Source organism: Burkholderia sp. BCC0322 (genome assembly GCF_902833045.1).
GTDB lineage: Bacteria > Pseudomonadota > Gammaproteobacteria > Burkholderiales > Burkholderiaceae > Burkholderia.
Window position 1 is genome coordinate 110,559 of sequence record NZ_CADFDU010000016.1, and the last position, 14,928, is coordinate 125,486.

General features: G+C 67.0%; 14 protein-coding genes and 1 pseudogene. 10 read left to right on the forward strand and 5 right to left on the reverse strand.

Going from position 1 to position 14,928, the window contains the following annotated elements:
- Positions 1-77: 77 nt before the first annotated feature.
- Positions 78-1,322: a lactonase family protein gene (locus tag HWX39_RS31375; protein ID WP_175971497.1), complete on the reverse strand. Its 1,245-nt coding sequence runs from the start codon at positions 1,320-1,322 to the stop codon at positions 78-80.
- A gap of 166 nt (positions 1,323-1,488) precedes the next feature.
- Between HWX39_RS31375 and HWX39_RS31380 the strand changes: the two genes are divergently transcribed.
- Together HWX39_RS31380 and phaZ are read left to right on the forward strand one after the other, a co-directional pair.
- Entirely contained in the window at positions 1,489-3,318 is a 1,830-nt protein-coding gene (locus HWX39_RS31380; RefSeq protein WP_175971498.1) for a glycoside hydrolase family 15 protein, read from the forward strand.
- Positions 3,319-3,530: 212 nt separating this feature from the next.
- Positions 3,531-5,015, forward strand: a complete 1,485-nt coding sequence (gene phaZ / locus HWX39_RS31385) for a polyhydroxyalkanoate depolymerase (protein WP_175971499.1) — start codon at positions 3,531-3,533, stop codon at positions 5,013-5,015.
- Between the two features lie 87 nt (positions 5,016-5,102).
- On the opposite strand, the gene HWX39_RS31390 is transcribed toward phaZ, so the two are convergent.
- The gene (locus tag HWX39_RS31390; protein ID WP_175971500.1) at positions 5,103-5,735 is read right to left on the reverse strand and encodes a TetR family transcriptional regulator; all 633 of its coding nucleotides are present in this window, start codon (positions 5,733-5,735) and stop codon (positions 5,103-5,105) included.
- 156 nt (positions 5,736-5,891) lie between these two features.
- Between HWX39_RS31390 and rsxB the strand changes: the two genes are divergently transcribed.
- Both rsxB and nth read left to right on the forward strand, forming a co-directional pair.
- Positions 5,892-6,884 (forward strand): electron transport complex subunit RsxB, encoded by a 993-nt coding sequence (gene rsxB / locus HWX39_RS31395; protein ID WP_175971501.1) that lies wholly within the window; start codon positions 5,892-5,894, stop codon positions 6,882-6,884.
- Positions 6,881-7,525 (forward strand): endonuclease III, encoded by a 645-nt coding sequence (gene nth / locus HWX39_RS31400; protein WP_175971502.1) that lies wholly within the window; start codon positions 6,881-6,883, stop codon positions 7,523-7,525. The genes rsxB and nth overlap by 4 nt, the downstream gene beginning before the upstream one ends.
- A gap of 149 nt (positions 7,526-7,674) precedes the next feature.
- Here the strand turns inward: nth and HWX39_RS31405 are convergent.
- Positions 7,675-8,169 (reverse strand): annotated as a pseudogene (locus HWX39_RS31405) (DMT family transporter); the annotation flags it as partial.
- A 65-nt stretch (positions 8,170-8,234) separates the two neighbouring features.
- Between HWX39_RS31405 and HWX39_RS31410 the strand changes: the two are divergent.
- Positions 8,235-8,669, forward strand: a complete 435-nt coding sequence (locus HWX39_RS31410) for a DUF1841 family protein (protein WP_175971503.1) — start codon at positions 8,235-8,237, stop codon at positions 8,667-8,669.
- A 99-nt stretch (positions 8,670-8,768) separates the two neighbouring features.
- Here the strand turns inward: HWX39_RS31410 and HWX39_RS31415 are convergent, their stop codons facing one another.
- Together HWX39_RS31415 and HWX39_RS31420 are read right to left on the reverse strand one after the other, a co-directional pair.
- On the reverse strand, positions 8,769-9,128 hold the full coding sequence (locus tag HWX39_RS31415) for a cytochrome c (RefSeq protein ID WP_175971504.1): 360 nt from the start codon (positions 9,126-9,128) through the stop codon (positions 8,769-8,771).
- Positions 9,129-9,167: 39 nt separating this feature from the next.
- The gene (locus HWX39_RS31420; protein WP_175951078.1) at positions 9,168-9,527 is read right to left on the reverse strand and encodes a cytochrome c; all 360 of its coding nucleotides are present in this window, start codon (positions 9,525-9,527) and stop codon (positions 9,168-9,170) included.
- A gap of 246 nt (positions 9,528-9,773) precedes the next feature.
- Between HWX39_RS31420 and HWX39_RS31425 the strand changes: the two genes are divergently transcribed.
- The 5 genes from HWX39_RS31425 to HWX39_RS31445 all read left to right on the forward strand — a co-directional run bounded on the left by HWX39_RS31425 (position 9,774) and on the right by HWX39_RS31445 (position 14,902).
- The gene (locus HWX39_RS31425) at positions 9,774-10,616 is read left to right on the forward strand and encodes a MoxR family ATPase (RefSeq protein ID WP_175971505.1); all 843 of its coding nucleotides are present in this window, start codon (positions 9,774-9,776) and stop codon (positions 10,614-10,616) included.
- A gap of 27 nt (positions 10,617-10,643) precedes the next feature.
- Positions 10,644-11,819 carry a VWA domain-containing protein gene (locus HWX39_RS31430; protein ID WP_175971506.1) on the forward strand — a complete coding sequence of 392 codons (1,176 nt, stop codon included), beginning with the start codon at positions 10,644-10,646 and terminating at the stop codon, positions 11,817-11,819.
- Positions 11,820-11,868: 49 nt separating this feature from the next.
- Positions 11,869-13,080: a benzoate/H(+) symporter BenE family transporter gene (locus HWX39_RS31435; protein ID WP_175971507.1), complete on the forward strand. Its 1,212-nt coding sequence runs from the start codon at positions 11,869-11,871 to the stop codon at positions 13,078-13,080.
- 168 nt (positions 13,081-13,248) lie between these two features.
- Positions 13,249-14,202, forward strand: coding sequence for a transaldolase (tal, locus tag HWX39_RS31440; RefSeq protein ID WP_175971508.1), 954 nt, complete (start codon positions 13,249-13,251; stop codon positions 14,200-14,202).
- A 244-nt stretch (positions 14,203-14,446) separates the two neighbouring features.
- Positions 14,447-14,902 carry a VOC family protein gene (locus HWX39_RS31445; protein ID WP_175971509.1) on the forward strand — a complete coding sequence of 152 codons (456 nt, stop codon included), beginning with the start codon at positions 14,447-14,449 and terminating at the stop codon, positions 14,900-14,902.
- The last annotated feature ends 26 nt before the right edge of the window (positions 14,903-14,928 follow it).

Sequence of the window (14,928 nt, forward strand, 5' to 3'; positions counted from 1 at the left end):
GCCGGCAACCGATACGGGCGCACCGGGAAACCGGCCGCCCCAAGAAAGGGCGCTGCATCGGCAGCGCCCTTTCTCCTTTACTGCACCGGCACCAGCTTGAAGTCGACCGGCTTGCCGACCGCCACCTTCTGCGGATTCGGGCCGAGCTGCCCCGTTTCGACATGGCGGCTGAACACGTAGAACGTATCGCTGTCCTGGTTGCCGACGATCAGCCACTTGCCGGTCGGATCGATCAGGAACTCGCGCGGCGTCTTGCCGAGGCTCGACTGGCGGCCGACCTGCTTCAACCGGCCGTCCGCCTGGTTCACCGCGTAGATCACCAGGTCGTTCGCGTCGCCGCGGTTGCTCGCGTAAAGGAAGCGGCCGTCCGGCGACAGATGGATCGCACCGCCGCCGACCTTGCCCTTGAAGCCCGGCGCGGTCATCGACACGGTCTCGACCGGCGTCAGCCTGCCGTCGTGGTAGCCGAACACCTCGACCGACGCGTTGAGCTCGCTCGTCACGTACGCGTACCGGCCATCGGCGCTGAATACCATGTGACGCGGGCCCGAGCCCGCCTTCACCGGCGTGTAGCGCGTGTCGGTCGGGCTGATCAGCCCGCGGCTGCCGTCCACCGTGTAGCGGTAGCCGTAGATCTTGTCCGCGCCGAGATCCTGCACGAACAGGTAACGGCCGTCCGGCGAAAACACCGTCGAATGCACGTGCGCGCCGTCCTGGCGGCCCTTCACGGGCCCCGTGCCTTCATGGTGCACGGTCAGCACGGCCTGACCGACCGCGCCGTCGTCGCGCAGCGGAAACACCGCGAAGCTGCCGCCCGGATCCTTCGCGACCGAGTAGTTGGCCGTCACGAGGTATTTGCCGTCCGGCGACAGCGCGAGGTAGCAAGGATCGTTCCCTTCCGACGACACGCGGTCGATGAAGCTCAGCGCGCCCGTCTTCGCGTCGAAGCGGAATGCGCTGACGCCGCCGCGCTGCGTCGCCGGGCCATCGTCGCCGGGCAGTTCGTTGACCGCGTAGACGGTGCGACCGTCGCGGCTCGGCAACAGGTACGACGGATTCACGGTCTTCGCCGACGACACGGGCGCGACGCTGCCGGTTTTCGTATCGAAGCGGTAAACATAGATGCCGTCGCTGCCGCCCCCCGTATAGGTGCCGACGAGCAGGTTGTAGACGCCATCGGCCGGGGCGGGCGATTGCTGCGCAAATGCGTGGGTCGCGGAAAGGGAGAGCACGATCGCGAAACCTTTCATCCAGTGAGCGAGCCTAAGCGGGAACCCTCGTGTCGAAGCGCGTGCGTCACGCTCGCGTAAACGGTTGGGCATTGAATCCTCCTTGCATCGATTCGCTTCAAGTGTTGAGATAGGACGAAACGCCGGCCGTTCATGCGCTCCGCCGCCCGGCCGAGTATACGGGGCGCGGCGCCAGCGCGTGAAGCCTTGGCCACCGCCGTCCGCATTGTGAACTCGAATACCCAAGGATCGCCTGCCCATGCCCGCCCTGATCGAAGACTATGCCCTCGTCGGCGACGGCCATACCGCCGCGCTGATCGCTAAAGACGGCTCCGTCGACTGGCTGTGCTGGCCCCGCTTCGATTCGGGCGCCTGCTTCGCGGCGCTTCTCGGCACGCCCGAGCACGGCCGCTGGCTGCTCGCACCGGCCGCCGACGCCGCGATCACGCACACGACGCGCCGCTATCGCGGCGACACGCTGATTCTCGAAACCGACTACGAAAGCGCCGACGGCGCCGTCACCGTGATCGACTTCATGCCGCCCGGCAACGGCTGGTCCGAACTGGTGCGGATCGTCGTCGGCCGCCACGGCACGATGAAGATGCGCATGGAGCTGGTGCTGCGCTTCGACTACGGCTTCTCGGTCCCGTGGGTCACGCAGCTGACCCGCGAGGACGGCATGAAGGCGATCGCGGGCCCCGACACCGTCGTGCTGCGCACGCCGGTGCCGCTCACCGGCGAAAACCTCCATACGCTCGCGGAATTCACGGTGAACGCGGACGAGCGCGTGCCGTTCTCGCTGAGCTATGCGGCATCGCACCTGCGGCTGCCGCCCGCGCGCGATCCGCTGTCGATGCTCGCGCGCACCGAGAACTACTGGCTCGAATGGTCGGGCCGCTGCCAGGTGCAGGGCCGCTACGCGGGCGCGGTGCGCCGTTCGCTGATCACGCTGAAGGCGCTCGCGTACGAGCCGACCGGCGGCATCGTCGCGGCGCCGACCACGTCGCTGCCGGAGAAGATCGGCGGCAACCGCAACTGGGACTACCGCTATTGCTGGCTGCGCGACGCGACGATCACGCTGCTCGCGCTGATGCGCGGCGGCTATTACGACGAGGCGCGCGCGTGGCGCACGTGGCTGGGCCGCGTGATGGCCGGCTCGCCCGAGCAGATCCAGATCATGTACGGGATCGCCGGCGAGCGCCGGCTGCCGGAAATGGAGCTCGACTGGCTGCCCGGCTACCAGGACTCGAAGCCGGTGCGCATCGGCAACGGCGCCGCGAACCAGCTGCAGCTCGACGTGTTCGGCGAGGTGATGGCCGCGCTGCACCTGGCACGGGTGGGCGGCCTGCAGGCCGACGACACGGTCTGGTCTGTGCAGTGCGCGCTGCTCGACCATCTCGAGAAGATCTGGCAGGAACCCGACGAAGGCATCTGGGAAACGCGCGGCGGCCGCCGCCATTTCACGTTCTCGAAGGTGATGGCGTGGGTCGCGTTCGACCGCGCGATCAAGTCGGCGGAGATGTTCCGGCTGCCCGGCTCGCTCGACCGCTGGCGCGCGCTGCGCGACCAGATCCATGCCGACGTGTGCAACAACGCGTGGCACGAAAGCAAACAGGCATTTGCACAGAGCTACGGCAGCGACGAGCTCGACGCGAGCGTGCTGCTGATGCCGCTGCTCGGCTTCCTGCCGCCGGAAGATCCGCGCATCGTCGGCACGGTCGAAGCGATCGAGCGGGAATTGCTGCACGACGGGCTCGTGCTGCGCTACCGCACGACCGACTACGACGACGGCCTGCCGCCCGGCGAAGGCACGTTTCTCGCGTGCAGCTTCTGGCTGGTCGACAACTATGCGCTGCTCGGCCGGATCGACGACGCGCACCGCCTGTTCAGCCGGCTGCTCGCGCTGTCGAACGACCTCGGGCTGCTCGCGGAGGAGTACGACCCGGTCGCCGGACGGCTCGTCGGCAACTTCCCGCAGGCGTTTTCCCATGTGGCGCTCGTGCATACCGCGATGAACCTGATGCACCACGAGGACGCGATGGCGCGCGCCGCCGGCCAGCCCGCGCCGGCGGTCGCGACGGGGCGCTGAACGGGGGCGCGAGCGACTTGGTCAGAGAACGTCAAATCGCAAAACTTTGATGAAAAATCGGGGAAATGTTGCATTGCACCACCCATCGTTGTCCGATATGATCGACGCGATTGTCCGGCTGCAGTGCACCATGGCCGGGCGCTGACCCACACGGCACGCCGCGACGCCCCACGCCGCCCTTGCGCACCGTCCCCCACGCGGGAGTAGCCTGCATGCTTTACCAATTGCACGAATTCCAGCGGGCGATGCTGAGCCCGCTCACGGCCTGGGCCCAGGCCGCGTCCAAGTCGTTCGCCAATCCGTCCAGCCCGTTCTCGCTGATGCCGGGCGCGACGCGGATGGCCGCCGCGTACGAACTGATGTATCGGCTCGGCAAGGATTACGAGAAGCCCGAATTCAACATTCATCAGATCGTCAAGGACGGCCACAACATTCCGATCGTCGAGCAGACGATCGTCGAGAAGCCGTTCTGCCGGCTGCTGCGTTTCAAGCGCTATTCGGACGACGCCGACGCCGTCACGCAACTGAAGGACGAGCCGGTCGTGCTGGTCTGCGCGCCGCTGTCGGGCCACCATTCGACACTGCTGCGCGACACCGTGCGCACGCTGCTGCAGGATCACAAGGTCTACATCACCGACTGGATCGACGCGCGGATGGTGCCGGTCGAAACCGGCCCGTTCCACCTGCACGACTACATCGCGTACATCCAGGAGTTCATCCGTCACATCGGCGCGCGCAACCTGCACGTGATCTCGGTGTGCCAGCCGACGGTGCCGGTGCTCGCGGCGATCTCGCTGATGGCGAGCCGCGGCGAGGACACGCCGCTCACGATGACGATGATGGGCGGCCCGATCGATGCGCGCCGCAGCCCGACGTCGGTGAATTCGCTCGCCACGCAGCACTCGACCGCGTGGTTCGAGAACAACGTGATCCACACGGTGCCCGCCAACTATCCGGGCGAAGGCCGCCAGGTGTATCCGGGCTTCCTGCAGCACACGGGCTTCGTCGCGATGAACCCGGAGCGGCACGCGCAATCGCACTGGGATTTCTACCAGAGCCTGCTGCGCGGCGACGAGGATGACGCCGAAGCGCACCGCCGCTTCTACGACGAGTACAACGCGGTGCTCGACATGGCCGCCGAGTATTACCTCGAGACGATCCGCATCGTGTTCCAGGAATTCCGCCTGGCCGAAGGCACGTGGGACGTCGAAGGCGAGCGTGTGCGTCCGCAGGACATCAAGCACACCGCGCTGATGACGATCGAGGGCGAACTCGACGACATCTCCGGCAGCGGCCAGACGCACGTCGCGCACGAGCTGTGCACGGGTATCCCGCAGGACCAGCGCCGCAGCCTGACCGCCGAGAAGTGCGGTCACTACGGGATTTTCTCGGGCCGCCGCTGGCGCACGATCATCTATCCGCAACTGCGCGACTTCATCCGCGAGCATGCACCGGAGCCGAAGCACGGCGCGACGAAGGATGTCCCGGAAGCACCGGCGGCCAAGACGCTCGTGGCCGTACCGGCCAGCAACGCGCCGGCCGAAACGACCCGCGCCGCCACGGCGAAGCGCACGCGCGCGAAGGCGCCGGCGAAAGCCGCCGCCCCCGCCAAGGCCGCGCCGGCCGCACCGGCCACGAAACGCGCCGCCGCCGGCAGCCCACGCGCAAAGGCCGTGCGCCCGCGCAAGGCCGCCTGACGCACCGCGTTCCGACGAAAAAACGCCGCCGTTGCCTGCGCACGGCGGCGTTTTTACATCGGGCGGCGCTTCGGCGCGGTCAGCGCATCAGCGCCGCAGCAGATACGCGAGCAGCACTTCGGTGTTCATCCGGACCATCTCGGCCCGCTCGTCGGCATCGGTGAAATCGCGGCCGAGCGTCGCGGCGAGCGTGAAGCGGTTCGACACGATGTAGTAGCCGAGCCCCGACAGCGTCACGTAGAAGCGCAGCGGATCGACGTCGGTGCGGAACAGCCCGGCCTTCTGGCCGCGCGTCAGCACGTTGCCGAGCTTCGCGACGATCGGCGACATCATCTCGCGGATCCGCGTCGACTTGTGCAGGTAGCGCGCTTCGTGCAGGTTCTCGTTGTTGATGAGCCTGAGCAGTTCCGGATGGTCGCGGTAGTAGTCCCAAACGAAATGCGCAAGCCGCGTGACGGCTTCGACCGGCGCGACACCGTCGAGATCGAGCTCGCGCTCGGCCTCGGTCAGCGCGGAGAACGCGTGTTCGAGCACGGCCGTGAACAACTGCTCCTTGCTGCCGAAGTAGTAATAGAGCATGCGCTCGTTGGTTTCGGCCCGGCGCGCGATCTGGTCGACGCGTGCGCCGAACAGCCCTCCAGTCGCGAACTCTTCGGCTGCCGCCATCAGGATGCGGCGCCGCGTACCTTCAGGATCTCTTTTGATTTTTGGCTGATTCATGGTGGCGTTTTGCTATGTGAGCCGCGTGATCCGGACCGGCACCCCCACCGCCTCGGCGCCGGCCGCCGTGGAACTGGCGCGCCGCGGGCGGCCGCCCTCCTGCTGAGCCCCTGCAAAAAAGCGGTTCGATTATGCGCACAGACGGCGTCCAGCGCAATGCGGGAAATCGGCGATAATCGAGCTTTGGCAAACCTTTCCGGCCGCGCCCGACGTGGCCGAGAGCCATTCGGCGCCGCTGCGCCCGTTGTCACCGTGACCGATTCCAAAACACTCGCAGATCGCATCGAAGATCTGCTTCCCCAGACGCAATGCACGAAGTGCGGCTATAACGGCTGCCGCCCGTACGCCGAGGCGATCGCCGCCGGCGACGCGAACTACAACCAGTGCCCGCCCGGCGGCGCCGAAGGCATCGCGCGCCTGTCGAGCCTGCTCGGCAAACCGGTGATTCCGCTGAACCCCGTCAACGGCAGCGAGCATCCGCGCGCGGTCGCCTTCATCGACGAAAGCCTGTGCATCGGCTGCACGCTGTGCATGCAGGCGTGCCCGGTCGACGCGATCGTCGGCGCGCCGAAGCAGATGCATACGATCATCGAATCGCTGTGCACGGGCTGCGACCTGTGCGTGCCGCCCTGCCCGGTCGACTGCATCGCGATGCTGCCGGTGACCGGCGAACGCACCGGCTGGGACGCGTGGTCGCAGGAACAGGCCGATGCCGCGCGCGAACGCCACGATCTGCGGCTCGCGCGCCAGCGCCGCGAACGCGAGGCCGCCGAAGCACGCGCGGCCGCACGCCGCGCGGCCAGTGCCGCGAAGCCGGCTGCGGCACCAGCGGAAACGCAATCCGCCGCCCCGGCCACGGACGACGCCGAAGCGAAGAAGCGCGCGATCATCGCCGCCGCGCTCGAACGGGCGCGCAAGAAGAAGGAAGAGCTGTCCGGGCAAGGCGCCGGGCCGAAGAACACCGAAGGCGTGAGCGCGGCCGTCCAGGCGCAGATCGACGCGGCCGAGGCGCGCCGCAAACGGCTCGCCGAACAACAGGCCCAACGCGACGCCGAAGCGGCAGCCGCGAGCGGCACCGACGAAGTGAACGACGCAGGCAACGACGGCCCAGGCGGCCCGTCCGCACCGCCCGACCAGAACGCTCCATGAACGCCAGCAAACGACGCGCGATCTACGAAACGCTGCAGAGCCTCAATCCGCATCCGACCACCGAGCTCGAATACTCGACGCCGTTCGAGCTGCTGATCGCCGTGATGCTGTCCGCGCAGGCGACTGACGTATCGGTCAACAAGGCGATGCGGAAGATGTTTCCGGTCGCGAACACCCCGCGACAAATCGTCGCACTCGGCGAAGAAGGCGTCACCGAGTACATCAAGACGATCGGCCTGTACCGGACCAAGGCGAAGAACGTGGTCGCGACGTGCCGGATCCTGCTGGAGCGCTATGACGGCGAGGTGCCGGCCGATCGCGAAGCGCTCGAAGGGCTGCCTGGCGTCGGCCGCAAGACCGCGAACGTCGTGCTGAACACCGCGTTCGGCCAGCCGACGATCGCGGTCGACACGCATATCTTCCGCGTCGCGAACCGCACCGGGCTCGCGCCGGGCAAGGACGTGCGCGCCGTCGAGGCCGCGCTCGAGAAGTTCACGCCGAAGGAATTCCTGCAGGATGCGCATCACTGGCTGATCCTGCACGGGCGCTACGTGTGCAAGGCCCGCAAGCCCGAATGCTGGCACTGCGCGATCGAGCCGCTGTGCGAATTCCGGCCGAAGACGCCGCCGCCGAACGAGTGACGCGCAACCGCGGCTGACGTGGCGCAGCCGCCCGGCGCCATGCGGTCGGACGCACGTCGCACGCCGCGTCGGTCGTTGCTCGGCCGGCAAACCGCAGCCACGACAGCGCGTCGCCACCCGCGCCATCGCCCCCGCGGTCCCCGTTCAAACTACGCGCTGGACGTCGCCGTCGCATCGTCCGCCGCCACATCGCCCGCACGCACCAACGCCAGCACGGCTGCCGGAATCGCGACGCCACCCGCCCACTGCAGCGGCGACAGCGCCTCACCGAACGGCAGCGCCGCAAGCGCGACTGTCACGACCGGTTCGAGCGCCGACGGCATCGACGCGCACGCAGCCCCGAGCCGTTCGAGCCCGGCACGGCATGCGAGCATCGCCGCGACCGTCGACACGAGCGCGATCGCGAGCATCGACGCCCAACCGCCGGCCGTCGCGGGCCAGCGCGGCGGCGCGCCGGACGCGGTGGTTCGCACGGCGGCGATCGCCACGAGCGTCGCGGTCGCCGACAGGCGGATGATCGCGGTGGTCGGGAGCCGATCGACGCCGCGCGTCGCCTTCGTGCCGCCGACGATGTCCAGCGAATAGATCACCGCGGCGGCCAGCGCGCGCAATCCGCCCCCGCCCCCGCCCACGACCAGCGCCGTCCGCCGACCCGGCGTACAATGCGCGACGCGGCATCACGCCGTCCGAATCACGACGTTTCCCCACCATGTTCAATCCAAGTCGCGACGAAGTGCGTCGCTTTTTCACCGAGACCTGGCGCAAGCAGCGCGCGGGCGAGATCCTGACGCCGCTGGAAGCGATGGCAGCCGACTGGATCGTCGAGCACCCCGAATACCACGACGAACTCGCCGACGCCGATGGCGCCACCGCGCGCGAGTACACGCCCGAGGAAGGCCGCACGAACCCGTTCCTGCACCTGTCGATGCATCTCGCGATCAGCGAGCAGTTGTCGATCGACCAGCCGCCCGGCATCCGTGCCGCGCACGACAAGCTCGCGGCCAGGCTCGACTCGACCCACGACGCGCAGCACGTGATCATGGAATGTCTCGGCGAGACGATCTGGGAAGCCCAGCGCACCAACACGCCGCCCGATACCGACGCGTACCTGCAGCGCATCCTGCGCCGCGCGTCGCGCGACTGAGCGCCGCGGCTGCGGCCCGCGGGCGCCGGCGCGCGGACAAAAAAATACCCCGCCTCGGCAGGGTATTTTTGCTGCGCGGGCCCGTCGGGCCCGTCGCGCTTACTTCTTGAACACCAGATCGGTTTCTTTCAGCGACTCGATGTAGGCCGCGATGTCCTTCATGTCGCTGACCGACAGGCTCTGCACCTGTGCCTGCATGATCGCGTTGTTGCGACCGATCAGCGGATTCGTCAGGCCCATCTGGTACTGGCGCATCGCCCACACGAGGTAGTCGGCATGCTGGCCGGCGAGGCGCGGATATTCGGCGTTGATCGGCTTGTTCATCTGCGCGCCGTGGCAGGCGGCGCAGTTGTGCGATTCGACCAGTTCCTTGCCCTTCGTGATGTCCGCCGCGTGCGTGGTACCGATCGCGAGGCCGGCCGCCAGTGCAACCGCCGCCGTCTTGAATGCGTTGTTCATGAATGCTCCTGTCCCGCCGGAGAGATCGGCGGCGCGCGCTTACTTGTAGGGGTTGTCCTTCGAGTCGGCCTTCTGGGCGGCGTAGTACGCCGCCAGATCCGCGATGTCCTGGTCCGTCAGCGAACCGGCAATCGCATTCATCGACGGGAAGTGACGATCCTTCTTGCGGTAGGCCTTCAGCGCGTTCTCGAGATATTGCTGGTTCTGGCCGCCGAGGACAGGCACCCGGTAGACCTCCGGGTACGCCGCGCGGTAGTCCTGGATGCCGTGGCAACCGATGCACATGGCGACCTTGCTCGCCCCGTCCTTCGGGTTGCCGACCACACCGGCCGCCTGCGCGCTGCCCGCGAGCGCCACGAGCGCTGCGACAACGACGTGTTTGCCGACGAATTTGTTCATAGCTCTTGTAACCTAGCTTGAGGGGAAACTGGCGCCGAAGCGGCAACGGCCCGCGCCGTTTTGCTTATCGGATCGCCACGCAGGCCAAAAAAAACGGCCAGATTGTACCGCGTCGGCGGGGAACGCGTCCATAAGGCGCCCCGGTTCGCCCCGCCACCGTCCCGCAACGATACGCGGGCACGGCCCAACCGGACAGCCCTTCTGACTTATACTGGGTTTTTTTCCCCGATTGAGAAGAGCGCCGCCATGCGTTTCGAAGGGTCCTCGCACTACGTCGCCACCGACGATCTGAAGCTCGCGGTCAATGCCGCGCTGACGCTGCAACGCCCGCTGCTGATCAAGGGCGAGCCCGGCACCGGCAAGACCATGCTCGCCGAGGAAGTGGCCGCCGCGCTCGACATGCCGCTGCTGCAGTGGCACATCAAGTCGACCACGAAGGCGCAGCAGGGCCTGTACGAATACGACGCCGTGTCGCGGCTGCGCGATTCGCAGCTCGGCGACGAGCGCGTGAAGGACATCTCGAACTACATCGTCAAGGGCGTGCTGTGGCAGGCGTTCGATGCCGAGCACCCGAGCGTGCTGCTGATCGACGAGATCGACAAGGCCGACATCGAATTCCCGAACGACCTGCTGCGCGAGCTCGACCGGATGGAATTCCACGTGTACGAAACACGGGAAACGGTCCGCGCGAAGCATCGCCCGCTCGTCATCATCACGTCGAACAACGAAAAAGAGCTGCCCGACGCATTCCTGCGGCGCTGCTTCTTCCACTACATCCAGTTTCCCGATCCGGCGACGATGCAGAAGATCGTCGCGGTCCATTTCCCGGACATCCGCGAGGAGCTGCTGCGCGCGGCCCTCGAGAGTTTCTTCGAATTGCGCGGCGTGTCGGGCCTGAAGAAGAAGCCGTCGACGTCCGAGCTGCTCGACTGGCTGAAGCTGCTGCTCGCCGAGAACATCCCGGCCGACCAGTTACGCGGCGCGGATGCGAAGCAGATCGTGCCGCCGCTCGCGGGCGCGCTGCTGAAGAACGAGCAGGACCTGAGCCTGCTCGAACGGCTCGTCTACATGAACCGGCACAACCGGTAATCCTCTCCCACCCGCGAAGGCCCGGCCATGCTGCTCAATTTCTTCTACGCGCTGCGCGCAGCCAAGCTGCCCGTCTCGGTGAAGGAATACCTGACGCTGCTCGAATCGCTGAAGGCCGGGCTGATCTCGCCGTCGATCGACGCGTTCTACTTCCTCGCGCGGATGACGCTCGTCAAGGACGAGCAGTACTTCGACAAGTTCGACCAGGCGTTCGGCGCGTATTTCCACGGCGTGTCCGCACTGCCGTCCGAAGCATTCGACATTCCGCTCGACTGGCTCGAGAAGCGCCTCGAGCGCGAGCTGTCGCCGGAGGAGAAGGCGCAGATCGACGCGATGGGCGGGCTCGACAAGCTGATGGAGCGCTTGAAGGAACTGCTCGACGAGCAGAAGGAGCGCCACGAAGGCGGCAACAAGTGGATCGGCACCGGCGGCACGTCGCCGTTCGGGCACGGCGGCTACAACCCGGAAGGCGTACGCATCGGCGGCCCGTCGAACGGCAACCGCACCGCGGTGAAGGTGTGGGAAGCACGCGCGTATCGCGACTACGACGATTCCGTCGAGATCGGCACGCGCAACATCAAGGTCGCCCTGCGGCGGCTGCGACGCTTCGCGCGCGAAGGCGCCGCCGAGGAGCTCGACCTGCCCGGCACGATCCGCAGCACCGCCGCGAACGCGGGCTGGCTCGACCTGCGAATGGTGCCCGAGCGCCACAACAACGTGAAAGTGCTGATGCTGCTCGACGTCGGCGGCTCGATGGACGATCACATCAAGCGCACCGAAGAGCTGTTCTCGGCCGCGAAGGCCGAATTCAAGCACCTGGAGTTCTTCTACTTCCACAACTGCGTGTACGACCACCTGTGGAAGAACAACCGCCGCCGCCACTCGGAACGCACCGCGACGTGGGACGTGCTGCACAAGTTCACGCCCGACTACAAGCTGATCTTCGTCGGCGATGCAACGATGAGCCCGTACGAAGTGCTGCAGCCCGGCGGCTCGGTCGAGTACAACAACCCGGAAGCCGGCGCCGTGTGGCTGCGTCGCCTCGCCGACCAGTTCCCCCACCATGCGTGGCTGAACCCGGAGCCCGAGCGGCTATGGGAATACCGGCAGTCGGTCGCGGTGATCCGCGACCTGCTCGGCCATCGCATGTATCCGCTCACGCTCGCGGGTCTCGAAACCGCGATGCGCGCACTCAGCAAGTAACCCCCCCAAGACTCGAAGGCCGCGCCCGAGCGGCTCCCCCGGAGATAGCATGAACCCCTCCCCCACCGCGAGCGTCAGCCGCGCCGGCGGCCGCCGCTTTTTCGCCGATACTTCCGTCTCGGCGCTCGTCGCCGGCTTCGTCGCGATGATGACGGGCTACACGAGCTCGCTCGTGCTGATGTTCCAGGCCGGCCGCGCCGCCCACCTCACCGATGCGCAGATCTCGTCGTGGATCTGGGCGCTGTCGATCGGCATGGCGCTGACGACGATCGGCCTGTCGCTGCGCTTTCGCGCGCCCGTCGTCGTCGCGTGGTCGACGCCCGGCGCCGCGCTGCTGATCTCGTCGCTGCCGGGCATGCCCTATCCCGAGGCGATCGGTGCGTTCGTCGTCTGCGCGGTGCTGCTGACGGCCGTCGGCGTGAGCGGCCTGTTCGACACGCTGATGCGCAAGATTCCGGCCGGCATCGCCGCCGCGCTGCTCGCGGGCATCCTGTTCGAGATCGGCATCGAGATCTTCCGCGCCGCGCAGTTCCAGACGGCGCTCGTGCTCGCGATGTTCTTCACGTACCTGATCGTCAAGCGGCTCGCGCCGCGCTATGCGATTCCGACGACGCTGATCGTCGGCACGGCGGTCGCCGGCGGGCTCGGCCTGCTCGACTTCAGCGGCTTTCACATCGCGTTCGCGAAACCCGTGTTCACGATGCCCGCGTTCTCGATCGCGTCGATCGTCAGCATCGGCATTCCGCTGTTCGTCGTCGCGATGGCGTCGCAGAACGTGCCGGGCATCGCGGTGCTGCGCGCGGACGGCTATCAGACCCCGTCGTCGCCGCTGATCGCGACCACCGGCCTCGCGTCGCTGCTGCTCGCGCCGTTCGGCTCGCACGGCGTCAACCTCGCTGCGATCACGGCCGCGATCTGCACGGGCCCGGAAGCGCACGAGGATCGCGCGAAGCGCTACACGGCCGCCGTGTGGTGCGGCACGTTCTACCTGATCGCGGGGATCTTCGGCGCGACGATCGCCGCGCTGTTCGCGGCGCTGCCGAAGGCGCTCGTCGTCTCGGTCGCCGCGCTCGCGCTGTTCGGCTCGATCATGAGCGGCCTCGCGAACGCGATGCAGAACGTGAAGCAGCGCGAAGCCGCGCTCGTCACGTTCATGGTCACCGCGTCGGGCCTCACGCTGCTGTCGATCGGCTCGGCATTCTGGGGGCTCGTCGCGGGGATCGTCACGCAGGTGATCCTGAACGCGCGCCGCCCCGCGTGACGCGGCACGGCGCCCGCCGCTGCGGCCATCGGACACGCCAGAACGTGCCCGACACGAATCGGGCCTAGAATAGCGGATCGAAGGCGGTGCCCGGCGCCGCCTCGCTTCGCCGCCGCGTTCGCGCGGCCCGTGAGAACCCGGCGCGTTGCGCCCTTCTTCCGAATCGCCATGACTACCGCACTCGACCAGCTGAAGCAGTACACGACCGTCGTCGCCGACACGGGCGATTTCCAGCAGCTTGCGCAATACCAGCCGCGCGACGCGACCACGAACCCGTCGCTGATCCTGAAGGCCGTCCAGAAGGATGCGTACAAGCCGATCCTCGAGAAAACCGTCCGCGATCATCGCAACGAAAGCACCGATTTCATCATCGACCGCCTGCTGATCGCATTCGGCACCGAGATCCTGAAGCTGATCCCGGGCCGCGTGTCGACCGAGGTCGACGCGCGCCTGTCGTTCGACACGCAGCGCTCGATCGACAAGGGCCGCGAGCTCATCAAGCTGTACGAAGCAGCCGGCATCGGCCGCGAGCGCATCCTGATCAAGCTCGCGTCGACGTGGGAAGGCATCCGCGCGGCCGAAGTGCTGCAGAAGGAAGGGATCAAGTGCAACATGACCCTGCTTTTCTCGCTCGTGCAGGCCGCCGCGTGTGCGGAAGCCGGCGCGCAGCTGATCTCGCCGTTCGTCGGCCGCATCTACGACTGGTACAAGAAGCAGGCCGGCGCGGAGTGGAATGAAGAGAAGGACGGTGGTGCGAACGATCCGGGCGTGCAGTCGGTACGCCGCATCTACACGTACTACAAGACGTTCGGCTACAAGACCGAAGTGATGGGCGCGAGCTTTCGCACGACCAGCCAGATCACCGAACTCGCCGGCTGCGACCTGCTGACGATCAGTCCCGATTTGCTGCAGAAGCTGCAGGACAGCAACGAGACCGTCACGCGCAAGCTGTCGCCGGAAGCGCTGCAGGACAAGCCCGCCGCGCGCGTCGAGATCGACGAGGCCGCGTTCCGCTTCCAGCTGAACGACGACGCGATGGCGACCGAAAAGCTCGCCGAAGGCATCCGCGTATTCGCCGCCGATGCGGTGAAGCTCGAGAAGCTGATCGACTCGCTGCGCTGAGCCGCGACACGCGTCAGCGGCTGTCAGCAACACTGGCAACAGCCGTCAGCACGCACCCCGCATACGGCCGCGAACGTCATGTTCGCGGCCGTTTTTATTTTTCATTCCATCGTCAAGCGCGCGCACTACAATCCACGTCACGGGTGCGTCGGCCGCCTCCCGAGGCCCCCTTTCCCAGTCAGTCTCGCACGACGCCGAACCCGCGCGGATGCGCAGGACGGCTCCCCCACTACAGGAGACAACGATGCAAGTCCAACCGTACCTGACGTTCTACGGTCGCGCCGACGAAGCCCTTCAGTTCTACGAAAAGGCACTCGGTGCGAAGACGATGTTCAAGATGCACTTCAAGGACGCGCCGCCGAATCCCGACTACCCGATGAAGCCGGAGATGGCCGACAAGGTGATGCACGCAAGCTTCACGATCGGCGACTCGATGATCATGTGCTCGGACGGCGACTGCAGTCAGCCCGGCGGCGGCACGCATGCCGGTTATTCGCTGTCGCTGAACCCGGCGACGGTCGAGGAAGGCCAGAAGCTGTTCAATGCACTCGCCGACGGTGGCGAAGTGACGATGCCGTTCGGCAAGACGTTCTGGGCGCTCGGCTTCGGGATGGCGAAGGATCGTTTCGGCGTGCACTGGATGGTCAACGTCGAGGACCTGTCGCAGCGCGAGGACCTCGCGCAACGCGCGGGCCAGTAACGCACGCGTCAGCCGCCCGGACCGCC